We start from the raw sequence: 25,008 nt of genomic DNA, 5'->3' as shown, positions 1-25,008 counted from the left end.
GAACTCTGCGAACCTTAATTAATACGCAGGTAGTCGATCTATGCTGGCTGGTGATGATAGTCAACAACGCCGCCACGTCGAACCGACGGCTGTTCGCCATCGATGCTGCTCGAGGGTTGGCGTTGATCGGAATGATCATCGTCAACGTCGGGCCTGTCGCCGCAGATTCCGTATTGCAGAGAGCATGGATCGCACCGTACGGGCGGGCATCGATCCTCTTCGTCGTCGTGGCCGGCATCTCGATGAGTCTGTTCCTGCGGCCCGGCCAAGGTCCGAGACGCATGCTCATACTCGTCTGGCGCGCCGGCATCCTCCTCGCGGGCGGTCTTCTGCTGGGGCTGCTACCGCACGGGGTCAATGTGATCCTGCCGCTGTACGGTGCGCTCTTCCTGGCAACGCTGATACTCTTCTGGCTCCCCTCCGCCGGTCTCGTCGCCGCCGCGATCATCTTCGCGGCGATCGGTCCCCTCATCTTCGTCGGAGAGACCTTGGATCACGCGGGGGACGGGAGCTTCGAACTGCGCTGGGCCCTCTCCCCGGGTGACCTCGTCCACACTCTCTTCCTCACGAGGCCGTATCCCTTCGTGGTGTGGATCGTGCCCTTCATTCTCGGCCTGCTGCTCGGTCGGCTCGACCTGCAGGACCAGCGCGTGCAGAAACTCCTGATCTGGATCGGGCTGGGTGCCGCTGTGGCAGGCTTGGCCGCGTCGGAGATCCTCTCCCTCGTCTTCGGTCCCTTCGAGTCGGGGTACGGCCTTCTGCTCACGGGCACCCCTCACGGTCAGATGCCCCTCTGGCTGGTGAGCAGTCTCGGCAGCGCCACCCTTGTTCTCGGGCTGTTGCTGTATTTCTGGAGTCGCGTGGGCACGGCGGCCCGGCCGCTCGTGCTCGCCGGGCAGGTCGCCCTCACCCTGTACGTGATGCATCTCGTCGCGCTGGCGATTCTTCGTCCCGACGAGGGATTCACCTTCGTGGAAGGCGTCGGCATCTCCCTGCTGCTCATAGCAGGATGTCTCGCATTCGCGTACGTCTGGCGTCAGCGGTTCAGCGTCGGCCCGCTCGAATGGTTGTTGCGAGCCCGGTGGTTGGAGCTCAGGAGATGACCCCGAACACGACAGACACCTCCGGCGTCGCCACCTCCTCGCAGTCACGAGAGGATGAGGCCATGCCAACATCTGACAGCACCTACGCCACCCGGCCCGAAAACGACAATGTCGAGCTCGCCGTCGAGGTCTTCAGCATGCTCGCCGACGCGACTCGAGTCCGGCTGATCCTCACGCTCCGCTCGGGTGAGCAGGCAGTGAACGACCTTGCGGCGGCAGTCGGCAAGTCTCCGACCGTCGTCTCGCAACACCTGGCGAAACTGCGACTGACCCGCATCGTCACAACCAGGCACGAGGGAACCAGAGTCTTCTATCGCCTCACCGACGAGCACGCAGCGAATCTCGTGGATGAAGCGCTGAAGCAGGCGGAGCACGCCATGGGTACGCCCCACCACCATCAAGCGAACAACCTTCCCTCCGCATAGCGCTCCGCACTCGAACTCGTCGATCCTCAGGCGAGGCATACCGGGAGCAGATACACTCTGATCGCCCACCCGTGCCCCACCAGAAAGAACACCCGTGAGCCATCGTCGCGCCTCCACCGACCAGGAGGGTCGATATCCCGACCCCTTCTCTTGGAAAGGGGGTGAAATCGGATGCTGGAAGCAGGCGTGACGCTGCTCGTCGGTGTGCTGGTGACCTTGGCGATCATCGCCGCGTGCGGGTTCTTCGTCGCGCAGGAGTTCGCGTACATGTCGGTGGACCGCTCCCGGATGGCCGCGAAAGCGGAGAAGGGCGACGCCCAGGCGAAGCGCGTCCTGGCGATCACCAAACGCACGTCGTTCATGTTGTCCGGTGCGCAGCTCGGCATCACGGTGACGGGTCTGCTCATCGGCTATGTCGCGGAGCCGCTGATCGGTGAATCGATCGGCACGCTGCTGGGCGGCGTCGGTCTCGATCCCGCAGTCTCCGTCCTCATCGGAACGATCGGGGCGCTGCTCTTGGCGACCATCGTGACGATGATCTTCGGCGAGCTCTATCCGAAGAACCTGGCGATCGCGAACCCCGAGCCCCTCGCTCGTGCTCTGGCGATGCCCACCCGTATCTACCTGATGCTCTTCGGCTGGCTCATCACGGTGTTCGACAAGGCAGCCAACGGCCTTCTGCGACTTCTGCGGATCGAGCCGCTCGAGGACGTCGACGAGAGTGCGACGGCCCGGGACCTGGAAGCCATCATCGAGGAGTCTCGTGCGAGCGGTCACCTGCCCGATGACCTGTCGATGATCATCGATCGCATCCTGGACTTCCCTCAGCGGGATGTGGAGCATGCGATGGTGCCGCGCTCCCGTGCCGACTCGATCTCGCCCGACACGACCGTCGGGGAAGTCCGCGCGCTCATGGCCACCGGCCACACCCGCTACCCGGTCGTGGGCGACGAGGACTACCCCGTCGGCGTGGTCGAGCTGATCGACCTGCTCCGCCTTCAGCCCGGTGACGACGCCCCGGTGTCGAGCGTCATGCGCGAGGCCGTGGTGCTTCCCACGACCATGCAGCTGCCGGTGGCGCTCGACCGCATGCGGCAGACCCGCAATGAACTGGCGTGCGTCGTCGACGAGTACGGCAACTTCGACGGCATCCTCACGATCGAAGACCTCACGGAGGAAGTCATCGGAGAGATCTCGGACGAGCACGACACCGACATCCACGAGGTCGTGATCGAGGGCGAGAACCACTGGTCTCTCCCCGGCGACGTGCACCTCGACGAGGTCGAGCGCCTCGTGGGGCAAGACCTTCCTCGCGACGACGCGGAGACCATCGGGGGGCTGATCGTCAGCGCGCATGGTGACCTGCTTCCCGTGGGCGCGACGGTACGCATCGATCTTCTTGATCGCGCCGCGGAAACCGTGCAGGGCCTGCGCATCGAGCGCTGGCTCGATGTCGAGGTCACCGAAGTCGCTCGCCTCGTCCCGTCGCGAGTGGCGGTGCGGTTGCACGAGCGTGACCTCGACGATGACCGCGACCGGGCGCAGGATGCCGTAGCGCTCATGGACGAAGAACGCGACGACGAGGGAGCGGCCCGATGAACGGCTGGACGGTCGTGATCATCACGACGGCTCTGATCGTCGCGAGCGCTTTCTTCGTGATCGTCGAGTTCGCGCTTCTCGCCGCCCGACGACACCGTCTCGAGGAGGAAGCCGACACCAGTGCATCCGCCCGAGCAGCACTGCGCGGGATGAACGAGCTCACCGTGATGCTCGCCTTCGCTCAATTGGGCATCACCGCATGCACGTTCCTGCTGGGAGCAGTCACCAAGCCCGCGATCGACTACGCCCTGGCGCCGGTGTTCGAGCAGTGGGGGCTTCCCTACGTCCTCGCCGATGTCATCGCGTTCATGCTCGCCCTGATCGTCGTGACGTTCCTGCACCTCGTGATCGGTGAGATGGCGCCGAAGTCGTGGGCGATCGCACACCCCGAGGTCGCGGCCAAGGCGACCAGCATCCTCGCCCGTGCGTTGACGTGGCCGCTGCGGCCGTTCCTGCTGTGGATCAACCGCATCGCGAACCGCCTGGTGAAAGCATCCGGCGTGGAGCCGGTCGAGAAAGCGGCGGCCGGTGGGCAGGACGCCGACACGATTCGTGAACTCGTCGCGCACTCCCGCGCCGCGGGCACGCTCGAGGAGAAGTACTCGGCGCCCATCGCACAGGCGATCGCGCTCAGCACGATCACCGTCGGCGACGTCGTACGGACAGACCGCACTCCTACCGCGGTGCCTGACACGGCGACGGTCGCGGACCTCCAAGCGGCCGCGGCATCGTCAGGTCACCTGCGGATCCTCGTGGGGTCAGGACTGACATCACGGGTGGCTCATGTGCGTGACACCCTCAACGCGCCGTCCGATGCTCCCGCCTCGGACATCGCGCGCGAGGCACTCGTCGTCTCGCCGGAAACATCGGCGTACGACGCACTCGCCCGGATGCGACGAGGGCGGGTGCAGCTGGCCACGGTCGTCGCTGATGATCGACTGGTCGGCGTCGTCACCCTCGATGACCTGCTTCGAGAGATCCTCCCTGCCTCGGCCGCCCAGCGACCATGACGTCAAGGCGGGGTCGAGCCGGTCGAGCTGGTCGGCCCCGCCTTCGATCAGTCGAGAACCGCGTAGGCCTCGACCTCGACCAGCACATCCGGCTCGAACAGGATCTCGACGCCGATGAGCGACGACGGCGGCAGGGGGAGCGAGAGGCCGAGATCATCGGCGACGTTCTCGATACCGGCCATGAACGCCCCCATCTGGTCGGGGTGCCACTCGGTGACGAAGAAGCGCAAGCGAACGACATCGGCGAAGGTGGCGCCGGCTCCGGCGAGAGCGAGCGCCGTGTTTCGGAGCGCCTGCTCGACCTGCCCGGTCAGATCACCCGGGGCGACCGGTGCGCCGGCGGCATCGCGGGCGATCTGACCGGCGACGTGCACCTGGCGGGACCCGGAGCCGATCGCGACGTGGTGATAGGGAGCGGGCTGCATCAATCCGGCAGGGCTGAAGGCTGAAACCGTCATGTCTCTCTCTCTTTCCGTTGTAGGTATCCCATGTCTACTTGGTATCGAAAGAGCACTTCAACGAGACTAGGTGTCATGCAGGTGACCGACAACGCCCCCGCCATCACCGGAGAGCACCGCGAGCTGCTCGACCAGCTGCTCGACAAATGGTCGCTTCACGTCCTCGACCAGCTCTGCGAACACGGCGCCCTGCGGTTCAACGAGTTGCGCCGAGCCATCCCGGCTGTGAGTCAGAAATCGCTCACCGCGGCGCTCCGTCGACTGGAGCGCAACGGGATGGTCGAGCGCCTGGTCGTGAACGATCGTCCGGTGGCCGTCGAGTACCGCATCGCCCCGGTCGGCCACAGCCTGCAGGAGCTCATCGACGCCCTCCTCCGGTGGACCACGACGCACCTGCCCGAGGTGGAGCGGGCGCGTGCACAGTTCGACGACGCGGTGGCGTAGTCCTCGATCACGCCTGGGGAGCCGTGAGAACAGCGTCGGCCGCCGTTCCCGTCGCGGACCCGGCCCGCGGCCACGTCCACGCCCACCGCAGGATGCACGCGAGTACTGCCAGCTCCAGTGCGACGCCGAGCACGTAGAACAGTATCCACGATCCGCCCCACTCGCCGACCGCGTTGAACGCCGCGAACGGGACCTGCATCGAGCCCACGACGAGGTTCGCGATGCGGCTGGCCCGCGCGGGCAGCGCCGTCGACAGCATGACCATGAGGATCGGGATCGCCAGAAGGGCGAGCGCCGTGACCGCCCACGTCTGAGTGATGTCGAACTGCCAGACGACGCCGACCAGGATGTCGTCGACGACGCCCGGCTTGTAGAAGGCGAGGATGTCGACGTAGATGTACAGGAACATGAAGCTCGCCCAGGCGGTGGCGAGCTTCGCTCTGACCGGCATCCGCTGCTCTTGCAAGGTCGGGGGGGTGGATTCACGTGTACTCATCGGGTGCTCCTTCTTCGAGTGGTGGATCAGGAAAGTGGGTCGACCGGGACGACGAGAAGCACGACGTTGCCGCGCTTGCGTCCGGTGTCGACATAGCGGTGCGCGTCGACGATGCCGGTCAGGTCGAAGGTGCGGTCGATGACGGCCCGGTAGCGGCCGGCATCCGCGAGGCTCACGAGCTGCGCGAGGTCGTCGGCGCCGGGCTTGCCGACGTTCCAGGTGACGAGCTTCTCGGAACGGCGGCTCTGCCCGCGGCTGCGCAGCATCGACCGCAGGTCGCCGACGACCAGCAGAAGAGCACCACCGGGGGCGATCGATCCCTCGACCCGGTCGAAGGGAGCGTTGCCCACGCAATCGACGATCACGTCGTACGTGTCGTCTCCGGCGGTGAAGTCCTCGCGGGTGTAGTCGATGACCCGGTCGGCGCCGAGTGACGTGACCAGCGCGGCGTTGCGCCCGCTGGTGACGGCGGTGACGACGGCGCCGAGCTGCTTCGCGAGCTGGATCGCCGCGGTGCCGACCGCCCCGGATGCTCCGTTGACCAGCACCGCCGTGCCCGGACCGATCGAGACCTGTGCGAAGAAACCCTGCACGGTGATGCCGCCGAAGACCAGCGTCACCGCCTCCTCGAGAGACATGGTGGTGGGCGCGCGGGTGATCGCACCGTCGGCAGGTACGCACACGTACTCGGCGTGACCACCGAACGCGTCGCCCATCGAGGCGATGACACGGTCGCCCGGTGCGAAGGCGGTGACGCCCGAGCCGACGGCTTCGACGACGCCCGCGGCATCCATCCCCAGAATCGGATGCTTCGGCCGGAAGAGGCCGATCCCGATGGCGGCGATCAGCCCGAGACCCACCGGGACGTCGCGAGCGCGGGACCGGTGGTCGGCGATACTCACGGTGCTCGCGTGCACCCGGATGAGTACCTCGCCGGATCTCGGCGAGGGGATGGGGCGCTGCTCGAGGCGCACGACTTCGGGTGCGCCGAAGCGGCGGTAGACGGCCGCGGTCATGGTCGTATCGGTTGTCATGACTCGATGCTCGCCGTGTCGGCGACGCGCGACATCGGCCGACGGGTCGGGATCCGATCGGCCGAAAGTACGGCTTCGAGTCCATGCCGCAGGCCGATGTCCGCCGGTACTCGCTCAGGCCAGCATCGAGACATGTCGCAACGGATGAAGGCCTCCCGCCCGGCCGCCGGGCTCAAGGAACAGCGTCGCCGCGAGAAGAGCGGATGGCTCGCGATCACCGGGCTCCTGCTGCTCAGCACGATCCCCGTGCTCGGCGGGGTGTTTCGCCTCACAGAAGTGGGCGCCGAGCCCCCGGCCGTACTCCTGCCCTCGACGGTGGCATTGGTCGTGCACATCGTGGCGATGACCGCGTTCTGCGTGGTCGGGGCGTTCCAGTTCTCCCCGGCGTTGCGGACGCGCCGCCGCTGGCACCGTGCCGCCGGCCGCGTGTTGCTCCCCGCAGGATTCCTCGCCGCACTCTCGGCCATCTGGCTCGCGGTCTTCTTCGGCGGACAGCCCGAGGAGCTCGCCCTCGCCATGATCCGTCTCGTCTTCGCCGTCGCGATGACGGCGTTCCTCGTGCGCGCCGTGATCGGGATCAGGCGCCGCGAATTCGCAGCCCACGGAGCATGGATGACCCGCGCCTACGCGATCGCCGTCTCGGGCGGAACGCAGGCGCTCGTGTTCGCGCTGTGGACGATCCCCCTCGGCGAGGTCGACGCGTTCGGCGAGGCGGGGCTCGTCGGCGTGGCGTTCGTGATCAACAGTGCCGTGGCCGAGTTGCTCATCCGGCGGCGGCGGTCCGGCCGGCGGGTGCGCGGTGGCCGCGGTGCGCTTGTATCCTGACGGGGTGACCGGGCTCTGGCGTTCCGCGTGGAGTGCGCCGAGCGCCGTGCCCCCTCCACCACGACGGGTCTGGCGGGACTGGGCTCTCCTGGCCGTGGTCGCCGGGCTGGCCGTGGTCGAGGGCCTCTTCCGGACCGACCTGCAGCAGCCCCTGCTCGCGGTGATCGCCCTGCTCGCCGTGCTGCCGACCGTGCTGTGGCGCCGCGCGAGGCCGTTGGTGATGCTCGTCGTCGCGATGGTGGTGCTCGGGCTCCTGCTGCCCGACTCGACCCTCTACACCAGCCTCTTCGTGATGGTGCTCGTCTACGCCCTGTTCCGCTGGGGCGCAGGTCGCGACCTCGTGATCGGATCGGCCCTCCTCATCGCGAGCCTCGGCCTCACGTTCGTGCGCGGGGGAGGGCTGGAAGACCTGATCGGCGGTTTCGCGCTGCTGCTCACGATGGTGCTGCTCGGCATCGCGTTCCGGTACCGGGCGGGATCCCGGCAGCGCACCCTCGACGGCATCCGGATGCGGGAGCGCGAGCACCTGGCCCGCGACCTGCACGACACGGTCGCGCACCACGTCTCGGCCATCGCCATCCGCGCCCAGGCGGGGCTGGCGATGGCGCCGCGAGACCTGCGCGCCGCGGAGGACGCGCTGGGCGTGATCGAAGCGGAGGCAGCCAAGACGCTGAGTGAGCTGAGGTCGATGGTGCGAGTACTGCGGCAGGGCGATACGGCGGAGCTCGCGCCGAGCCCGCAGCTGGCCGATATCGAGCAGCTCGCCGGAACGAGGCCGGGCGGCGTGACCGTCGCCGCGACGGTGACGGGCGATGACGGCAGCATCCCGTCGCCTGTGGCCGCCGCCGTCTTCCGCCTCGCGCAGGAGTCGGTGACGAACGCGCTTCGTCACGGCCGGCAGGTCACCCGGGTCGACGTGCGCGTGGAGGCGGATGCCGGCGGGGTGCGGGTGCACGTGACGAACGACGGCGACGTCGCCGCGTCGCCGACGCCCGGCTTCGGCATCATCGGCATGATGGAGCGTGCCGCCCTGCTCGGCGGAACCTGCCGGGCCGGACCCGCGCCCGGCGGCGGTTGGGTTGTCACCGCGGTGCTCCCTCGTGTGGGATGGACACCGTGACCATCCGCGTTCTCATCGCCGACGATCAGGAGCTCGTGCGCACGGGCCTGAGCATGATCGTCGACGCCCAGCCCGACATCGAGGTCGTGGGGCAGGCCGTCGACGGCAGCGACGCGGTCGCCCTCGCGCGAAGTCTGCGGCCCGACGTGTGCCTGTTCGACATCCGCATGCCCGATCTCGACGGCATCGAGGCGACCCGCCTGCTCGCGGGCCCGGGTGTGGACGACCCGATGGCGGTCGTGGTCATCACCACCTTCGACCTCGACGAGTACGTCTTCGCCGCGCTTCGGGCAGGCGCCAAGGGCTTCCTGCTGAAGGATGCCGGACCGGAACTGCTCGCTCAGGCGATCCGCGCTGCCGCGAGCGGGGATGCGCTGATCGCCCCGAACGTCACGGTGCGGCTGCTCGAGGCGTTCGCCGGGGCGAGGCCCGCCACGCCACCGCCGCAGCCGGTCGAGCCGCTCACAGAGCGCGAGGAGCAGGTGCTGGCCACCGTCGCACGCGGCCTGAGCAACAGCGAGATCGCGAGCGAGCTGTACATCACCATCAGCACGGTGAAGACGCACGTCGCGAGCCTCATGACGAAACTCGACGCCCGAAACCGCGTCGGGATCGCCATCTGGGCGCACCAGTCAGGACGGATGCGCGCACGGAGCGCGGCCGACGAGAGGAACTGACTCTGGGTCAGCGACCGGTCCTTTTCGGCCTGACACGACCCGGGGTCGTGCCGTAGTCCTCCAGGAGAGCACGCCGGAGGGTCATGGTCGACGAAAACCCGGCACGCTTCGCTATCTGATCGATGCTGAGCGCGAGGTACCGTTCGTCGACGAGCAATGAATGGGCGCGATGCGATCTCTGCCGGCGGATCTCGCCGGACACGGTCATGCCTGCCGAAGAGAACGCGGCCTGAAGCAGGCGCAGTGAGATCTGCAGCTCATCGGCGACGTGCGCCGGCGTGATCGCCGGATCAGGGCACTGCTGCAGGATCAGCGCGATCGCTCGATCACGCAACTCGTCGTGGGCGCTTTCGGCCGACTCCCGAACACCGAATCGGTCGAACAGGATCGCCCCGCCCATCTTCGTCAGAAGCTGTTCGATCGCGTAGCTCTCGATACTCGAGGGCTCTGCGTCGGCGTGCACGATGCTGCGGGCGAAGCGGTGCATCCCCCGTCCGAGCAGCCGCCGATCGCTGTAGGTGGTCGTGCCCCCGGGCAGCGGGTTCACGAACGAGGTCAAGGCGCGGCGCGGCACCAAGGCGCACGTCATCTCCCAGTGTCCCGAGTGGTGCAGGTTCGTCGTGGCCCCGTACGGAGCGAGCACGACCGAGTCCACGGGACCCTTCCCGGTGTTCTGCTCGCCGTCTGTCGAGATGAAGAGGAAAGCTGCATGCTCCGGGTGCGTGCGTGCGGTGTCGATCGCGAGCTCGGCGGGGGACTCGCCACCCGACGCCAGGAGCACGACGTTCCGCAGCGCACGCTTCCGCCCGCGTAGCGGCCGGCCTGCGGTCTCATGAAAGCCGTGAGCCGAGAGTTCCGGAGTGCCGATCTCATCGGCGGAAGAGGTGGTCACGCAGCCCCCAAAGCTTTGTTCGTGATCTTTCTCTATTCTCACGCATTTACATCGCCTCGAGCGCCGTTCACAAGATTTTGGTCGACGCAGCCCGCTGCCGGGGCGATCTCGACCGGCGTCGCCTCGAGCTCGGTGGTCTCAAGAACCTCACCGTTGGTCAGGTCGACCGCGTGCACGCGGTTCGCGGCAGGCTCGGTGACTCAGGCGTGTTCCCGCCGACGACGATGGCGGGGTGGGATGCGGCGTTCGCCCAGGGGCTGGCGCGGGATGCCGATCTGCTGTTGCTCGACGAACGCCTGATTCTCAGGGCGCCTCCTCGACGTTCACGGGCCAGGTGGGGAGCGGGTCGGCGAAACGTCGCCAGGCCGCCGGCCCCGCCGTGAGCTCGTCGTCGGTGACGGCCGCGGAGTCGAGCGCGTTGCGGATCCCCTCGTGGTCGAGGTCGAGTCCGGTGAACGCGAGATCCTGTGCAGTCGTCGCGGTCTCCACCTCTGCGGAGAGAGGGTCGATCCAGATCGCCGAGCCGACCTGATCCCAGCGGGCGAGGATGCCGGCACGAGTGGCGAGGCGGCAGAAACCTGCCGATCGCAGCAGCGTGCCGAGTCTGCCGGAATCGATGTCGTCCAGCGTATGCATCAGCCGACCGGGGTGGAACGGTCGCGGCTGCTCGTAGCGCAGCGTCGTCACCCGGGCATCCGTCATGTGGGGGTCGTGCTCGTCGTTGAGAGCGTGCACCCACCCGGCCCGCTCGAGCAGCGGTACCGGCTCCTGCCGCGCCGACCGCAGAGCGCGCAGATCTTCGGCAGGTCCTCGCGAAAGTCGAACGCGAGCCCCAGGGCTGAGGTGCGAGGCGAGGGCCATCAGGAGCGACAGCTCGGCCGTGGGCGTCGACTCCCAGTTGACGAACGAGATCAGCGTCGCCGCCTCCAAGTAGGACACGGCACGGCGGGCGCGCGATCCGAAATCGGCTCGGTCGTCGCCGTCGGCCGCCGCCTGCAGGAGGGGCTCGCCGTCACGGAGGTCGTGCTGCAGGTGCAGGGCGTCAACGACGCAGATGACAGAGGACTGCGGATCGTTCGCCAGGCCGAGGTGCGGCAGATCGAGCACGCTCGCGACATCCGCCACGATGCCCGCGGCGCGCGGCGTCGCCGAAGGGTGTTCGGGCAGAAGCGGAACGTGCTGCCGCCCGGGCGGCGGCATCCGCTCAGCGAGCGAGATCAGGTGGCCCCCTACCGCCCGCGCAAGACGCGAGGCGTAGGACTGCCGCTCGGGCACGCACACTCCGACGACGATGAGGGGATTCCTGCTCTCCACGGTCGACCTGCTCTCCTTCTTTGACGCGATCTCCGTATCACCCTAGTCTGTTGATGAGAAGGATTATCAATAAGGAGAAATCATGAAGGTTCGTGCGTCACTCAAGTCGTTGAAGAATCAGCCGAGCGCGCAGGTCGTGCGGCGCAGAGGCAAGGTGTTCGTCATCAACAAGCTCAACCCGCGCTTCAAGGGGCGCCAGGGCTGACGCGACTGCCTGCCTCGCCTGCTCTTCTCAGCGGGCGTCGTCAGCGGCCGTGCTGCGCCCTCGGCGAACGTCGAGCTCGTTCGGGATGCCGCGCGAGAAGAGCAGCGCCAGAAGGCTGATGACGATGAGGCCGAAGAACGCGACGCGCAGCGACGAGAGCTGCGATTCGCGGTAGATGTCGGCCAGTTGGTCCGCCTCGTCGGCGGTGAGTCCTGCGTCCTCGGCGATCTCGGGCACCGCGGCTGCCGGCACGATCGTGACGCCGTGCTCGGTAGACGCCGAGACCGACGCCTGAGTGCTTTCGGGAAGATCACTCTCCGCGACCCCGGATGCGAACGACGTCGAGAGCGCACCGATCAGGATCGAGCCGATCAAGGCGGTGCCGAGCGAGGACCCCAGATTCTGGAACACTCCCTGCAGCCCACCCACCTCGCTGGTCTCCTTCGCGCTCACGCTCGACATGTTCACGTTCCCGAGCTGCGATGCCAGCAGCCCCAGGGCGGCCCCGGAGAGGAACATCCCCGCGGCGAAGAGTCCGCCGCGCAGGTCGCTCGTCGCCGACCCGAGGAGCACCAGAGCGCTGAACACCAGCAGCAGTTGGCCGGTCCGCACGATGGTGCGCGGGGACATCCGGGTCGTGAGCCGGGTGCCGACGATCGAGAACAGCACCAGGGCGACGGACAACGGGAAGATCCGGATGCCGGTCTGCAGCGCATCGAGCCCGAGCGTCATCTGCAGATACACGGGCACCATGAAGAACAGGCCCGCCGTGACGGCATACTGCGCGCCGAGGACGGAGAGGCCGCTGCGCAGCGAGGTGATGCCGAACATCTCCACGTTCACCAGCGGCGGACGCCCCGCGCGGGCAAGCGAGCGCTGCCGAGCGATGAACACCACGATCAGGACCACGCCCACCACGATGAGCCAGGCCGTCAGCGAGACGCCCAGGGGAGCGATGGCGACACCGCCGATCACCGGGACGCCCAGCGGCAGGACCCAGCCCCACACCTTGCTCTGCAGCATCCCGAACACGACGGCGACAAGCCCCGCCGACGAGAGCGCGACACTCAGGAGATCGATGCGGATGCTGGTCCGCGACGAAGACGTAGCGCCAGTCGAAGTAGGTCGTGACGAAGCCGCCGATCAGCGGCCCGGCGGCGACAGCGGCGCCGGAGACCGCGCCGATCACGGCGAAGGCGGTGACGCGCTCCCTGCCCTGATAGTTGTCGGCGACGAGAGCCGCGATCGCCGGAATCACGAGCACGGCCCCGAGCCCCTCGATGATCGACCAGCCGAGGAACAGCGTCTGCACGTTGGGGCTCAGCGCGGTGACCAGGGAGCCGACCGCGTAGATGCACGACCCGATCACGAACGCGCGACGGCGTCCCCACACATCGCCGAGCTTCGCGCCGAGCAGCATGAACGCCGCCATGGTCAGCGTGTAGAAGGTGATCGCGCCCTGCATCGCGGCGACGCTCGTGTCGAGATCGACGACGACGGTCGAGATCGACACATTCATCACGGTTCCGTCGAGCACCATAACGAACTGCGCGCAGCCGAGCACGATGACGACGTTCCATCTCTTCATGTCGTCTCCTCGGCGACTCCGGTCTCGGCGACCGAGCGAGGGCTCGCACCCCGCATGATGCGCGCGACCGCGGTGATGAGGAACAGCTGGCCTGTGATCGCCTCCGTGACGGCGACGGCCTCGCTGCCGGGAGTGCTCGGCACGAGATTGCCGTACCCGGTCGTGGTCAGCGTCGTGAACGAGAAGAAGAGCTGATTCGACAGGGACTCGGCATTCTCCTCGCCGAAGATCGGCGTCGGCGTCACCAGCGACACGAGATTGAAGAGGAAGGCGAACAGCAGGCCGACGAGCACATAGGCGGTGATCGTCGCGAGCAGAGCCTCGAGGTTGAATCCGCGCCGCTTCGCCTGATGCGCGACGATCGCGGCCGGAGCCACGAGCAGGGCGACGACGGACGCGGCGGAGAACACGATGTCCAGCATCTGGCCCTCGGCCCCGATGACCGTCGCCACGATCGTCGCGACGCCGGCGACGGCGAGGACGACCCAGGCGGCGCGCTGGATGGCGGCGCGCACCGCGGTGACGTGGAAGACCACGGCGATGGTCACGAGGATGAGCAGGAAGGCGAATGGGCTCGGGTTCTGGGAACGCTGGACGGCGCACAGCCCGTACGAGAGCACGAGGAGAACGAGGGCTGCCGTGTAGCCCGCGACGCCATGGCGGTCGTAGGTCCCGCGGCGCCGAGGGGGCTCGCCCGCCGTGTTCCGTCGCCGCATCGGCGTGCTCATGGCGCTGAGTATCGCAGTCCGGAAGGTCGTGCTGCGGTGCGGATCATCCTCAGCGGGTGAGGACCGATCCGGGTGGCTGGGTCAGTCTCTCATCGGGACAGGCACGTCGGAACCGCCCTCGACCGTGATCCGATCCCGCATCTGCACGACCTGCGGCTGCGCGGAGAAGCCGCCGGCGAAGATGGCCTGGCCCTGCGCGAACGTGGTCGCTCGCGCCAGCAGCTCGGTGGGGATGAAACCGAACGCGTCGCCGAGGGCGGCGAGATCGAGGGGAGCGTTCATCCGCATGATCGCCACGTTGTCGCACTGCGACAGGGCGTTCGGATGCACCTTGGACGGCCGTTGCGTCGACAGGACGAGCCACAGCCCGAACTTCCGCCCTTCGGCCGCGATCTGCACGATGCGTTCCGTGAGGAGCCGTTCCACCGGCGTCGAAGGGTCCGGGCTGCAGAGGTTGTGCGCTTCGTCGATCACGATGAGGCGGGGGCGCCGCTGCTCGCGCTTCTCCCACAGATGGTCGAGCACGGCGAGAGCGGCAGCCTTCGGTTCCCCCGGCTCGCGGAAGGCTCCGAGGTCGAGCACCGTGGCATCGTGCTCCTCGTCGATGACGTCGCGCGCGTCACGGCCTCCCCAGGCCCAGAGGTCCCATTCCGCCGTCCCGAGGTTCTCGAGACGCATCGCGAACCGGCGCCGATCCGGATCGCCACCGCTTCGCAGCCACTCGTGGATGTCGGATCGATGAGGAGCGTTCTCGCGCAGCTGCTCGCCGACCCGCAGCGACGCGTTGTAGGTCTCCGGGTCGGCGACCGGGTCGAGTCTCATGATCGCCGCCCGCGTCCGAGTGGGCAGGTCGATGAATCGGACATGCAGGGGCTCGTGTCCGGTCGGACCGAGCACCTTCACGGTGCGACCTGCCCATGTGTCCGCCGCGGTGGCATCCGTGCCGGGCCGAGTCTCGTGGAAGCGGGTGAAGTCGGAGTTCGGATCGAGGATCACGACGGGTAGCCGTGTCGCGGCGATCAGCTGCTCGAGCACGACTCCCAGGGCGTAGGTCTTCCCGGATCCGCTCTGCCCGCACCAGAAGGTATGCCGGTTGAACTTGGCCGGGAGGAGTTCTGCCGGCTGTCCTGTGTCTGCCTGCGTGCCGATCACCAGTCGTGTGTCCACGCTCGGTACGGTAGCGAACCCCCGCCTTCGCCGTCTATGGTCGCGTCGGGCGGCAGGTCAGCCGTTCAGAGCAGCATGGCCTCGCCGAGAGGCACGCCGCTCGCCTTCACCAGCCCCCATCCGGCCAGGCACACGCCGGCCGTGACGGCCAAGAGGATCCATGACGGCTGCGAACCGGTCGCGAGAAGCCAGACGGCTGCGGCGCCGAACAGGATCGTGCAGCAGAGCCCGGCCCAGAACATCAGCGCGCCGACGAGCCCGAGAATCGGACGAGGCTGCGAGGAGGACACGCCTCCACGGTAGCCGCATCCGTCAGGGCGAGAGCCGACTGCGCACCGCGCGTTCGGTGAGCACGGTGAAGTAATCCGTGACCTTGGCGTCGGAGATCTTCTCGAGCTCCTCCGTCGCCAGCGATGCGATGCGCGCACGGTCCACGTCGGGATAGCTCTCCGCGATGCGGTCGGTGACCTGCTTCACGATTTCGTCCGGGTCGATGTTGGTTGCCACGACCGTCATGCTATGCCGCATCACTCCCGTCGCGGGGGGAGTTCTCCAAGTGTTCTTGTTGACGCGGTACGCTGTGCGCCGCAGGCAGCGCGCCGCCATCCCCGCGGCGCCGGCGGAGTGAAGAGAGTCATCATGGCGAAGACGACGAAGGCAGTGAAGTCGGCCCACGCAGCTTTGGATGCCGCAGCGGATGCGGCGAAGGACGCGAAGCGCCTGAGCAAGACGCTGCCGAAGAAGGACGCGAAGAAGCTGCGCGATCTCGCCGCGGAGGCGAAAGACGTCTCCGACGCGAAGAAGAAGAAGGTGGAGCGCAGCCCGCGCAAGGTCGAGAAGAAGGCGGTCGCCGCGATCGACCGTCTCGAGAAGGCCGCGGGCAAGATCGAGGCGCGGCTGGCAGCCGAGGCGGATGCGGCGAAGAAGGCTGCCGAGAAGGCGGCCAAGGCCGCGAGGAAGGCTGCCGAGAAGAAGGCTGAGGCAAAGTCGGCCGAGAAGGACGCGAAGAAGGCGCAGAAGGCCGAAACGGAGCAGCTTGCACTTCCGGCGCCGGTGGATGCCGCGCTCCCGGCGCCTGAGCCCGTCGCGATCCCGGTCGCGAAGCCGGTCGTCAAGCGGGTCGCGCAGCCCGCTGCGACGCCCGGCCTCTCCACCCTTACCGTGGTCGAACTGCGCGCGCAGGCCCGCGCCCGCGGTCTTTCCGGCTACACGAGACTCACCAAGGCGCAGCTGGTCGATCTGCTCTCCGTTTGACCGCCGTGCAGGAGTACCTCGACAGCTCGAAGGCCGCGACCGATCCGCGAACGCTGATCGACATCCTCCGGGCATCGGCGGTGCAGCACCCGCAGGCCTCAGCCCTCGAGGACGCCGCCGGAGCAGTGAGCTACGCGGAACTCATGGCCCTCGTGTGGCAGACGGCCGCGCGACTGCGCGCGAGCGGCGTGCAGGCGGGCGATCGCGTCGGCGTGCGCATGCCGTCCGGTGATCGGCAGCTCTACGTGTCGATCCTCGGGATCATGGCGGCCGGCGCCGCCTACGTGCCCGTCGATGCGGATGACCCCCAGGAGCGGGCGGATCTGGTGTTCGGCGAAGCCGCAGTCGCCGGAGTGATCACCGGCGCCGGCGTCTACGAGCCGCGTGCCGCGGAGGTTCAGCCGGCGACCACCGGACGCTTGTTCGACGGCGATGCCCCGCACCCGAGCACGAGCGCTCTGCCCGCGATTCCCCCGCCCACCGGCGACCAGGACGCCTGGATCATCTTCACCTCCGGGTCGACGGGCGTGCCCAAGGGCGTCGCGGTCACGCACCGTTCGGCGGCCGCGTTCGTCGATGCGGAGGCGCGACTCTTCCTGCAGGATGCACCGCTAGGACCCGGGGATCGAGTGCTCGCCGGCCTGTCCGTCGCCTTCGATGCGTCCTGCGAGGAGATGTGGCTCGCCTGGCGGCATGGAGCGTGCCTCGTTCCGGCTCCGCGGGCACTGGTGCGCTCGGGCGAGGACCTGGGTCCATGGCTCCTCGGCCACGGGATCACCGTCGTGTCGACGGTCCCGACCCTCGCCGCGCTGTGGCCGCAGGACGCCATCGAGAACGTCCGCCTCCTGATCTTCGGGGGCGAGGCGTGCCCGCCGGAGCTCGTCTCCCGGCTGGTCGCCGACGGACGCGAGCTCTGGAACACGTACGGTCCGACCGAGGCGACGGTCGTCGCGTGCGCCGCACTCCTGGACGGCGAGGGCCCGGTGCGGATCGGTCTTCCGCTGGACGGCTGGAGCCTGGCCGTCGTCGGCAGCGACGGTCTTCCGGTCGCCGACGGCGAGGTCGGCGAGCTGATCATCGGCGGCGTCGGACTCGCCCGTTACCTCGATCCGGCGAAGGATGCCGAGAAGTACGCGCCGATGCCGTCGCTCGGGTGGGAGCGCGCCTACCGATCCGGCGATCTCGTCCGCGCCGATCCGGCCGGACTTCTCTTCCAGGGGCGGGCCGACGACCAGGTGAAGGTGGGCGGAAGGCGGATCGAGCTCGGCGAGGTCGAAGCAGCCCTGCAATCCCTGACCGCAGTGTCCGCGGCCACCGTGGTCGTTCAGCGCTCCGAGGCGGGAGTCTCGCTGCTGGTGGGCTACGTCGTCCCCGGCGAGGGCTTCGATCGCCAGACTGCTCGGACCGAGCTGGCCGGCACGCTTCCCGCTCCGCTGATCCCGTTGCTCGCGGTCATCGACGACCTGCCGGTGCGCACCTCGGGCAAGGTCGACAAGGCTGCTCTCCCGTGGCCGCTGGTCGACACGGACGCGTCCGACTCCTCCCTGTCAGGTACCGCGGCGTGGCTCGCCGAGCAATGGGTCGCCGTGCTCGGCATCCGGCCCGCCGATGAGAAGGCCGACTTCTTCCAGCTCGGCGGCGGTTCGCTGGCGGCCGCGCAGCTGGTGTCGCGGATCCGCGTCCGAGCGCCGGAATTCACGATGGCCGACGTCTATGATCTGCCACGCCTGCGGCAGATGGCGGATGCCATCGAAGAGGATGCGACCGAGGGCGGTGACGCGCAGAATTTCAGCACCGCGCATCCCACCCCGAGGTCGATGCAGTGGGTGCAGACGATCGCCAGCGTCCCGCTGTTCATCCTGACAGGACTGCGGTGGACGCTGTGGCTGCTCACGGCGAGCTGGATCCTGCAGCTCGTCCCGGGGTTCGAGTTCCTGCCCGACGTCCCGGGGTGGGTGATCGTGGTCGGCCTCCTCGTCTTCGTCACGCCGCTCGGTCGGATGGCGCTCTCCGCCGGGCTCGCGAGGATCCTGCTGCACGGTGTGCGCCCCGGCGACCATCCGCGCGGCGGGGGAGTGCATCTGCGCCTCTGGCTCGCCGAGCAGATCGCCCACCAGATCGATCCCGTCGGCCTCGCCGGCGCCCCGTGGGTCACGTACTACGCGAGAGCGCTCGGGGCGAAGATCGGGCCGAACGTCGACCTGCACGCCCTTCCTCCTGTCACCGGCATGCTCGAGATCGCAGAGGGAGCGGCGATCGAGCCCGAGGTCGACCTCTCCGGCTACTGGATCGACGGAGACACCGTGCGGATCGGCGGCATCCGGATCGGCGCCGGGGCGACCATCGGTGCCCGCAGCACCCTCGCCCCGGGGGCCAAGATCGGCAGGAACGCCGAGATCGCCCCAGGTTCCGCGGTGTTCGGCCGGGTGCGCGCCGGTCAGCGCTGGGCGGGGTCGCCCGCCGCGCGCGTGGGTGGGACCTCCAGCCCGCTCGCGCCCGAACGCCCTCCCGCTCCGCGTCGCTGGCTGTGGATCTACGGGCTCTCCTCGGCGGGACTCGGACTGCTGCCGTTCGTCGCCTACGCCGTCGGCGCGCTCGTGATCGCGCAGGGAGTGCGGGGAGCCGATTCGGTGCTCGCCGCCGTGCCCGCCGTGATCGCCTGGCTCGTGCCGGCGACGCTCGCGGCCGGCTTCACCTTGGCCGCAGCGGTCCTGGTGTTCACGAGACTCCTCTCCATCGGACTGGTCGAGGGCATCCACCCCGTGCGCGGCCGGGTCGCCTGGCAGGCGTGGACGACCGAGAGGCTCCTCGACTCAGCCCGGACGATCCTGTTCCCCATCTACGCGAGCCTGTTCACGCCGATCTGGCTGCGGATGCTGGGCGCCAAGGTCGGGCGGGACGTCGAGGCATCCACGGTGCTCCTGATCCCGTCGATGACCACGATCGACGATGGCGCGTTCCTCGCCGACGACACGATGGTCGCGGGCTACGAGCTCAAGGGCGGGTGGATGCGCATCGACCAGGCTCGGATCGGCAAGCGCGCGTTCCTCGGCAACTCCGGCATGGCGGGCCCCGGGCATCGCGTGCCGCGAGACGGCCTCGTCGCCGTGCTCTCGGTCGCGCCCGAGAAGTCGAAGCCGGGCTCCTCGTGGCTCGGGTCGCCGGCGATGAGGCTGCGCAGAGTCGTCAACGACGCCGACCTCGAGCGCACCTTCCAGCCGCGCCCTGGACTCCGCGTGGCTCGGGCACTGTGGGAGCTGTGCCGCATCATCCCGGTCGTGATCAGCTGCGCGCTGGGGCTGGCGGTGCTCCTCGTCCTCGCGACGATGATCGAGGCCTGGGGTCCGGCGGTGGCCGTCGTGCTCTCCGGAGCGGTGATCGTGATCGCGGGCGGCGTCGCCGCAGCGATCAGCACCGCGGCCAAGTGGATCTTCGTCGGCCGCATCCGTGCGGGCGAGCATCCGCTCTGGTCGAGTTTCGTGTGGCGGACGGAGGTCTCCGACGCGTTCACCGAGATGGTCGCCGCACCCTGGTTCGCCAACGCTGCCGCGGGCACCCCGGCCCTTGCGATGTGGCTGCGTTCTCTCGGTGCGAAGATCGGCCACGGCGTCTGGACCGACAGCTACTGGCTGCCGGAACCCGACCTCGTCACCCTCGGCGACGGCGCCACGGTGAACCGCGGATGTGTGGTTCAGACGCATCTGTTCCATGATCGAGTGATGAGCACCGACACCGTGACCCTCGAAGCGGGCGCAACCCTGGGCCCGCACAGCGTCATCCTTCCTGCGGCATCGATCGGCGCGAACGCGACGGTGGGGCCGGCATCCCTCGTCATGCGCGGGGAATCCGTGCCGGAGGGAAGTCGGTGGAGCGGCAACCCGATCGGGCCCTGGAGGGCGGTCAAGGTCCGCGCCTACCAGTCGGCCGACGCATGACCGGCGACCCGTACACCCCGCAGAGCGGTGACGCGAACCTCAGCATCGACCACTACGAGCTCACCCTCGACTACAAGATCTCCACCAATCGGCTGAGCGGGACCGCCGTCCTGCAGGGGCATGCCCTCGCGGCGACCGGATCGCTGTCCCTCGACCTCACGGGGCTGCGGGCGTCACGCGTGCGCATCGGGACCAAGGCGGTCGACTTCCGCCAGAGCGACCGCAAGCTCCGGATATCGCTTCCGCGCGCGCTCGCTCCCGGCGACCCGTTCTCGGTGTCCATCGCCTATGCGGGCGCTCCCCGACCACGCAGGTCGCGGTGGGGATCGATCGGCTGGGAGGAGCTCGTCGACGGCGTGATCGTGGCCGCGCAGCCGACCGGCGCCCCGACCTGGTTCCCGTGCAACGACCTGCCGTCCGACAAGGCGACGTACACGCTGACCTTCACCACCGAGTCCGCCTACTCCGTCATCGCGGGCGGAGCGACGTCGCCGTCCACCCGAGGTGGCAAGACCACGTGGTCGTTCCGGCGAGACGTCCCGACGCCCACCTACCTCGCGACCGTGCAGATCGGACGCTACGTCTCGAAGCCGATCCCGCTCGGCGGCGTGCAGGGCGAGATTCACTATCCGCGCGCACTCGAGTCCCGGGTGCAGGCGGACTTCGCGCAGCTCCCGGCCATGATGGCCGTGTTCGAAGAGGCGTTCGGGCCGTATCCCCTACCGGACTACCGGGTCGTGGTGACTGCGGACGAACTCGAGATCCCTCTCGAAGCGCAGGGCGTGGGGATCTTCGGATCTAACCATGCCGACGGCGCGGGAGGGTCGGAGCGCCTCGTCGCGCATGAGCTCGCCCACCAATGGTTCGGCAACAGCGTCGGTCTCTCGTTCTGGCGCGACATCTGGCTCAACGAGGGGTTCGCCTGCTACGCCGAATGGATCTGGTCGGAGCGATCCGGAGGGCTCACGGCCCACGAGAAGGCGCTCGTTCACTACGGGCGACTCGCCGTGCTCCCTCAGGACCTCCTGGTCGATCAGCCCGGCGCCGATCTGATGTTCGACGACCGGATCTACAAGCGCGGCGCGCTCGCTCTGCACGCCGTCCGCCTGGCGGTGGGCGACGAGCTCTTCTTCCGTGTTCTCCGTGAGTGGACGGGACGATTCCGCTGGGCGACGGCCACGACGGCGGACTTCGTCGCACTGGCGGAAGAGGTCACCGCGCTCCCGCTGGACGGGCTCCTGCGCGAATGGGTGCACGAGGCGCGTCTGCCGGCGTTCCCCCTCGCGGCGGCGTGATCAGTCGGGGCTCATCGCTTCAACGGACAGCGGATGCCGGTGCGACGGCCACGCTCACGATGTAGCCTGCGGGTCCCGGCGCCGGGGCGACCTCGAAGCCGGCGGGATTCCCCGGAACTCCCGCAGTTCGACCGCCGGGGAGCAGCGTCGCTGACGGCCCTCCGAACGCGACGTCCGCCGGCGGAATGCGCAGGCCTCGACCGTCGGCCTTCACGACCGCCTCGATCTCGGTCCACGTCCGCAGCCCCGGTGGCGTACGCGGGGCGAACAGGCCGGCGAGCTCGGTGAGCGGAGCGTCGACGTCGTCCGAGCGCGTCGCGATGTCGACGCCGAGTGCCGACGTCGATTCACGCGGGGCAGCCGCAGCGACGACCATCTCGCCCGCGTAGCTCACGCTGACGGCGTACGGGGCCCCCACCACGCGGGGGCGGCCGTGGTCACCGCCGCAGTGCGCGCAGAGGCTCTCGATCGTCACGGCATCCGCCTTCACAGCGGGAACGAGTTCTGCCAGCAGCAGTCGGCCGACGGCGAAGCGTCGCCCGGCGTCGCCGTCAAGGCGTCGGTAGCGGAGCAGCGCGCTCTCACCGACCTGACTCATCGCGGCATCCAGGTCCGACATCGCGGAATCGGCGGACGCCCATGCGATCTGCACAGGGCCGAGCGCGCCTCGGTCGAAGATCACGCTCTCACCGTACCGCCGCTCGTCGGACCATCGACGTCACACGGTGCGCGTACGATCTTCGACAGTGCCCCCGAACTGAGAAAGCAGAGACATGACGTATACGGCTGAGCCGACCAGGTACGACTCGATCAAGACCGCACGCTCCGGGCGGAGCGGGCTCATCCTGCCGCGAGTGTCCCTGGGGCTGTGGAACAACTTCGGCGAAGACCGCGCGCTCGAGACGCAGCGCGCGATCCTCCGCCGTGCTTTCGACCTGGGCGTGTTCCACTTCGACCTGGCCAACAACTACGGCCCGCCGGCGGGAAGCGCGGAGCGCAACTACGGTCGCATCCACCAGTTGGACTTCCGCCCCTATCGAGACGAGCTGGTCATCTCCACCAAGGCCGGCTACCAGATGTGGGACGGCCCGTTCGGTGAGTGGGGATCCCGCAAGACGATGATCGCGTCGCTCGACCAGTCGCTCCAGCGGCTCGGTCTCGACTACGTGGACGTGTACTACTCGCACCGGCCCGATCCGGAGACGCCGATCGAGGAGACCATGGGTGCGCTCGCCACGGCCGTGCGTCAGGGCAAGGCGCTGTATGTCGGCATCTCGAACTACTACACGCCGGAGGAGACGAAGGCGGCATCCGCGGCTCTCCGCGCCGAGGGCGTGCCGCTGACGATCCACCAGCCGCGGTACAACATGTTCGACCGGCGGATCGAAGAGCAGGGGCTGCTCGAGACACTGACCGAGCTCGGCGTGGGTGCCATCGCGTTCTCCCCGCTCGATCAGGGACTCCTCACGGATCGGTACCTCACGGGCATCCCCAGCGATTCCCGTGCGGCGACCGGTCGGTGGATGACCGAGTCGAACATCACCGAGGAATACCTCGATCGGGCGCGCGCCCTGAACGAGATCGCCTCTTCGCGTGGCCAGACCCTCGCGCAGCTCGCGATCCAGTGGGTGCTGCGCGATCCCGCCGTGACCAGCGCGCTGATCGGCGCGTCGAGCGTGGGGCAGCTCGAGGACACCCTGCGGGCCCTTGACGGCGCCCCGCTCACGGATGACGAGCTCGCGCAGCTCGAGCCTCTCGCTGCCAAGCCGGCCTGACCGGTTCGTTCGCGCCCGACGCGAGCGCGGCGGGTTCAGTTGATGATCTCGCCGCGCTCGTCGTCGCGGATGGCGGCGAGCGTCTCGCGCCATTTCTGCAGCGCCTCAGGCGTGAGACGCGTCCAATCCACGACCTCGCCGACCACGCGCAGCGGTTCCGTGCTGCGATAGGAGCGCGTGGGATTGCCCGGGAACTTCTTGTCGGTCACGTTCGGGTCGTTCTCGAAGGCTCCGGTGGGTTCGACGAGGTACACACGGGGCTCGCCGTCGCCCGCCGCCAGCTCAGCGGCGAGACCGGCTCCGTCCCGCAGCGCCGTGAAGTAGATGTGATTCATCACGACTTCCGGGCGATAATTCGACCGGAAGCCCGCCGTCAAGAGGTCGCCGACCTGCAGTTCCGCCTTGGTGCCGTGAAAGAACGGCCCGTCGTCCCGTGCTTCGCCCATCCCGCCAGGCTAGTAGCGCCCGGAACGAGCACGCAGGACTGCAGCATTTGTTCCCATTTCGGGGTACAATTGCCGCATGTCTGGAAAGACGATCGCGAGACTCGGAGATCTCGCCACTGAGCAGTGGGGGATGTTCACCACTGCTCAGGCATCCGCCGTCGGCATCTCTCGGAAGACTCTCTCGGGCCTGGCCGCGTCCGGTGGCATCCTCCGAGTCGGGCAGGGCGTGTACCGGATGGCCGGCGCCCCCGAGCCCGAACTCGAGCATCTCTACATACCGTGGCTCTCGCTGGGCGGGGCGACCCTGCCGTCGGCTCCAGCCGGCACGCCCGCCGTGGTCGTCGCGGGAGAGTCCGCGGCGATCGCTCACGGGATCGGCGATTGGTACCCCGGCATCCGCGATTTCATCGTTCCTACGCGACGAACAACTCGGCTCGAGGCTGTTCGGCTCCGCGTGAGGGCTCTCGAGCCGATGGACGTGATGTACGTAGACGGTCTTCCCACTCTGACGGTAGAGCGCACTATCGCCGATCTCGTCGAACAGTGGACCGACCAGTCGCTGGTCGTCAATGCTCTGGCTGACGCTCGCGAGCGGGGGAAGCTTGTCTCGGCACGCCGCCTCGCCACCTCCCTCGAGCCGCTTGCGAGGGCTCGCAATGCAGGGTCCGGCTCAGAGCTTGCCGACGAGCTCCTCGAGCTGTCCCACATCGCGATGGTCCGTCCGTAGTCGTGTCCGGTCCGGATGAGCGCTACCGAAGCTGGAGAGGCGTCTCGCAGGCAATCAAGACCGAAGCGAGCCGGGCGGCAAAGTCCGGTGAGAGCAGCTTGACCGTGAGTGAGCAGATCGTCCAGGCAAACCACGACCGGTTCCTCTCGCGCATCTTCGCCGACGGTGAGGAGTCAGAATGGCTGCTCAAAGGGGGAACGGCGATGCTCGCTCGGGTTCCGCGGTCGCGCGCCACCAAAGATGTCGACCTCGCAGCTGTCGCGGCAACCGACCTCGACGCCGCACAAGACGCCCTCGAGTTGGCGGCCTCCCGCGATCTTGGCGATCACGTGAGCTTTCAGCTCACCGCGTCAAGGGCGACAGGGCGAGGAGAGAACCAGCCCGGCGTGCTGACACGAAGGCTGGTCTTCACGGGCCAGGATGCGACGACCAGATGGAGGACGGCCACCGCTCGGTGAAGGCCCCGAGTGGCAGCCGCCCTGCAACGCGAT

At 68.3% G+C, this 25,008-nt stretch carries 27 protein-coding genes and 1 pseudogene; 15 read left to right on the top strand and 13 right to left on the bottom strand.

The genetic code is table 11. The features are described 5' to 3' along the window. The first annotated feature begins 53 nt into the window (after positions 1-53). From RS85_RS11960 to RS85_RS11945, 4 genes are all read left to right on the top strand, one after another. The gene (locus RS85_RS11960; RefSeq protein WP_046013669.1) at positions 54-1,103 is read left to right on the top strand and encodes a DUF418 domain-containing protein; all 1,050 of its coding nucleotides are present in this window, start codon (positions 54-56) and stop codon (positions 1,101-1,103) included. Beyond that, positions 1,100-1,528: an ArsR/SmtB family transcription factor gene (locus RS85_RS11955; RefSeq protein ID WP_442921959.1), complete on the top strand. Its 429-nt coding sequence runs from the start codon at positions 1,100-1,102 to the stop codon at positions 1,526-1,528. The genes RS85_RS11960 and RS85_RS11955 overlap by 4 nt, the downstream gene beginning before the upstream one ends. A 171-nt stretch (positions 1,529-1,699) precedes the next feature. Next, positions 1,700-3,127, top strand: a complete 1,428-nt coding sequence (locus RS85_RS11950) for a hemolysin family protein (RefSeq protein ID WP_046013668.1) — start codon at positions 1,700-1,702, stop codon at positions 3,125-3,127. After that, positions 3,124-4,137, top strand: a complete 1,014-nt coding sequence (locus RS85_RS11945; protein ID WP_046013667.1) for a CNNM domain-containing protein — start codon at positions 3,124-3,126, stop codon at positions 4,135-4,137. The genes RS85_RS11950 and RS85_RS11945 overlap by 4 nt, the downstream gene beginning before the upstream one ends. A gap of 47 nt (positions 4,138-4,184) precedes the next feature. On the opposite strand, the gene RS85_RS11940 is transcribed toward RS85_RS11945, so the two are convergent. Then, entirely contained in the window at positions 4,185-4,595 is a 411-nt protein-coding gene (locus tag RS85_RS11940) for a Rid family hydrolase (RefSeq protein WP_046013666.1), read from the bottom strand. 75 nt (positions 4,596-4,670) lie between these two features. Here RS85_RS11940 and RS85_RS11935 point away from each other — a divergent pair, with 75 nt between their 5' ends. Continuing rightward, complete coding sequence (locus tag RS85_RS11935; RefSeq protein ID WP_046013665.1) at positions 4,671-5,039, top strand: winged helix-turn-helix transcriptional regulator; 369 nt, start codon at positions 4,671-4,673, stop codon at positions 5,037-5,039. Positions 5,040-5,046: 7 nt separating this feature from the next. Here the strand turns inward: RS85_RS11935 and RS85_RS11930 are convergent, their stop codons facing one another. Next, a complete protein-coding gene (locus tag RS85_RS11930; protein WP_046013664.1) occupies positions 5,047-5,535 on the bottom strand; it encodes a DUF6326 family protein in 489 nt (162 codons plus the stop codon). Positions 5,536-5,561: 26 nt separating this feature from the next. After that, the gene (locus RS85_RS11925; RefSeq protein WP_200894826.1) at positions 5,562-6,569 is read right to left on the bottom strand and encodes an NAD(P)-dependent alcohol dehydrogenase; all 1,008 of its coding nucleotides are present in this window, start codon (positions 6,567-6,569) and stop codon (positions 5,562-5,564) included. A 132-nt stretch (positions 6,570-6,701) separates the two neighbouring features. Here RS85_RS11925 and RS85_RS11920 point away from each other — a divergent pair, with 132 nt between their 5' ends. Genes RS85_RS11920 through RS85_RS11910 form a run of 3 tightly spaced genes read left to right on the top strand, consistent with a single transcriptional unit; the run spans position 6,702 to position 9,191 of the window. Next, positions 6,702-7,394 carry a DUF2306 domain-containing protein gene (locus tag RS85_RS11920; protein ID WP_200894825.1) on the top strand — a complete coding sequence of 231 codons (693 nt, stop codon included), beginning with the start codon at positions 6,702-6,704 and terminating at the stop codon, positions 7,392-7,394. A 4-nt stretch (positions 7,395-7,398) separates the two neighbouring features. Next, positions 7,399-8,514: a sensor histidine kinase gene (locus RS85_RS11915; RefSeq protein ID WP_046013661.1), complete on the top strand. Its 1,116-nt coding sequence runs from the start codon at positions 7,399-7,401 to the stop codon at positions 8,512-8,514. Continuing rightward, positions 8,511-9,191: a response regulator gene (locus tag RS85_RS11910; protein ID WP_046013750.1), complete on the top strand. Its 681-nt coding sequence runs from the start codon at positions 8,511-8,513 to the stop codon at positions 9,189-9,191. The genes RS85_RS11915 and RS85_RS11910 overlap by 4 nt, the downstream gene beginning before the upstream one ends. Positions 9,192-9,198: 7 nt before the next feature. Here the strand turns inward: RS85_RS11910 and RS85_RS19045 are convergent, their stop codons facing one another. Both RS85_RS19045 and RS85_RS11900 read right to left on the bottom strand, forming a co-directional pair. Then, complete coding sequence (locus RS85_RS19045; RefSeq protein ID WP_052703546.1) at positions 9,199-10,083, bottom strand: helix-turn-helix transcriptional regulator; 885 nt, start codon at positions 10,081-10,083, stop codon at positions 9,199-9,201. A gap of 303 nt (positions 10,084-10,386) precedes the next feature. After that, on the bottom strand, positions 10,387-11,397 hold the full coding sequence (locus RS85_RS11900) for a GTP-binding protein (protein WP_046013660.1): 1,011 nt from the start codon (positions 11,395-11,397) through the stop codon (positions 10,387-10,389). Positions 11,398-11,479: 82 nt separating this feature from the next. On the opposite strand from RS85_RS11900, the gene ykgO reads away from it, so the two are divergent. Continuing rightward, positions 11,480-11,602, top strand: a complete 123-nt coding sequence (gene ykgO / locus RS85_RS11895) for a type B 50S ribosomal protein L36 (RefSeq protein WP_046013659.1) — start codon at positions 11,480-11,482, stop codon at positions 11,600-11,602. A gap of 27 nt (positions 11,603-11,629) precedes the next feature. On the opposite strand, the gene RS85_RS20050 is transcribed toward ykgO, so the two are convergent. The 6 genes and pseudogenes from RS85_RS20050 to RS85_RS11870 form a co-directional block, all read right to left on the bottom strand. Then, complete coding sequence (locus tag RS85_RS20050; RefSeq protein WP_235282422.1) at positions 11,630-12,625, bottom strand: MFS transporter; 996 nt, start codon at positions 12,623-12,625, stop codon at positions 11,630-11,632. A 148-nt stretch (positions 12,626-12,773) separates the two neighbouring features. After that, positions 12,774-13,121: pseudogene (locus RS85_RS20045) on the bottom strand (MFS transporter); the annotation flags it as partial. 65 nt (positions 13,122-13,186) lie between these two features. After that, a complete protein-coding gene (locus tag RS85_RS11885; protein WP_052703545.1) occupies positions 13,187-13,918 on the bottom strand; it encodes an ion channel in 732 nt (243 codons plus the stop codon). Between the two features lie 81 nt (positions 13,919-13,999). After that, positions 14,000-15,085, bottom strand: coding sequence for an ATP-binding protein (locus RS85_RS11880; protein ID WP_046013658.1), 1,086 nt, complete (start codon positions 15,083-15,085; stop codon positions 14,000-14,002). Between the two features lie 65 nt (positions 15,086-15,150). Beyond that, entirely contained in the window at positions 15,151-15,375 is a 225-nt protein-coding gene (locus RS85_RS11875; protein WP_046013657.1) for a hypothetical protein, read from the bottom strand. A gap of 22 nt (positions 15,376-15,397) precedes the next feature. Beyond that, positions 15,398-15,592 carry a three-helix bundle dimerization domain-containing protein gene (locus tag RS85_RS11870; RefSeq protein ID WP_152642412.1) on the bottom strand — a complete coding sequence of 65 codons (195 nt, stop codon included), beginning with the start codon at positions 15,590-15,592 and terminating at the stop codon, positions 15,398-15,400. 132 nt (positions 15,593-15,724) lie between these two features. On the opposite strand from RS85_RS11870, the gene RS85_RS19040 reads away from it, so the two are divergent. From RS85_RS19040 to RS85_RS11855, 3 genes are read left to right on the top strand one after another with little or no spacing between them, the layout of a single operon-like run. Beyond that, positions 15,725-16,339 (top strand): hypothetical protein, encoded by a 615-nt coding sequence (locus RS85_RS19040; protein WP_052703544.1) that lies wholly within the window; start codon positions 15,725-15,727, stop codon positions 16,337-16,339. After that, positions 16,336-20,274, top strand: coding sequence for a Pls/PosA family non-ribosomal peptide synthetase (locus tag RS85_RS11860; protein WP_046013655.1), 3,939 nt, complete (start codon positions 16,336-16,338; stop codon positions 20,272-20,274). Before RS85_RS19040 ends, RS85_RS11860 begins: the two co-directional genes overlap by 4 nt. Continuing rightward, positions 20,271-21,569 carry a M1 family metallopeptidase gene (locus tag RS85_RS11855; RefSeq protein ID WP_046013654.1) on the top strand — a complete coding sequence of 433 codons (1,299 nt, stop codon included), beginning with the start codon at positions 20,271-20,273 and terminating at the stop codon, positions 21,567-21,569. Before RS85_RS11860 ends, RS85_RS11855 begins: the two co-directional genes overlap by 4 nt. A 19-nt stretch (positions 21,570-21,588) precedes the next feature. On the opposite strand, the gene RS85_RS11850 is transcribed toward RS85_RS11855, so the two are convergent. Further along, entirely contained in the window at positions 21,589-22,251 is a 663-nt protein-coding gene (locus RS85_RS11850; protein ID WP_046013653.1) for a 4'-phosphopantetheinyl transferase family protein, read from the bottom strand. A gap of 91 nt (positions 22,252-22,342) precedes the next feature. Between RS85_RS11850 and RS85_RS11845 the strand changes: the two genes are divergently transcribed. Continuing rightward, positions 22,343-23,344 (top strand): aldo/keto reductase, encoded by a 1,002-nt coding sequence (locus tag RS85_RS11845; RefSeq protein ID WP_046013652.1) that lies wholly within the window; start codon positions 22,343-22,345, stop codon positions 23,342-23,344. A 35-nt stretch (positions 23,345-23,379) separates the two neighbouring features. Here the strand turns inward: RS85_RS11845 and arr are convergent, their stop codons facing one another. Further along, the gene (gene arr / locus RS85_RS11840; protein WP_046013651.1) at positions 23,380-23,790 is read right to left on the bottom strand and encodes an NAD(+)--rifampin ADP-ribosyltransferase; all 411 of its coding nucleotides are present in this window, start codon (positions 23,788-23,790) and stop codon (positions 23,380-23,382) included. Positions 23,791-23,866: 76 nt separating this feature from the next. On the opposite strand from arr, the gene RS85_RS11835 reads away from it, so the two are divergent. Further along, on the top strand, positions 23,867-24,517 hold the full coding sequence (locus RS85_RS11835) for a type IV toxin-antitoxin system AbiEi family antitoxin domain-containing protein (RefSeq protein ID WP_046013650.1): 651 nt from the start codon (positions 23,867-23,869) through the stop codon (positions 24,515-24,517). A 2-nt stretch (positions 24,518-24,519) separates the two neighbouring features. After that, the gene (locus RS85_RS11830) at positions 24,520-24,975 is read left to right on the top strand and encodes a nucleotidyl transferase AbiEii/AbiGii toxin family protein (RefSeq protein ID WP_082087599.1); all 456 of its coding nucleotides are present in this window, start codon (positions 24,520-24,522) and stop codon (positions 24,973-24,975) included. The last annotated feature ends 33 nt before the right edge of the window (positions 24,976-25,008 follow it).

This window comes from Microbacterium sp. SA39 (genome assembly GCF_000967865.1).
GTDB lineage: Bacteria > Actinomycetota > Actinomycetes > Actinomycetales > Microbacteriaceae > Microbacterium.
This window is presented reverse-complemented; position numbering and strand designations above follow the sequence as displayed.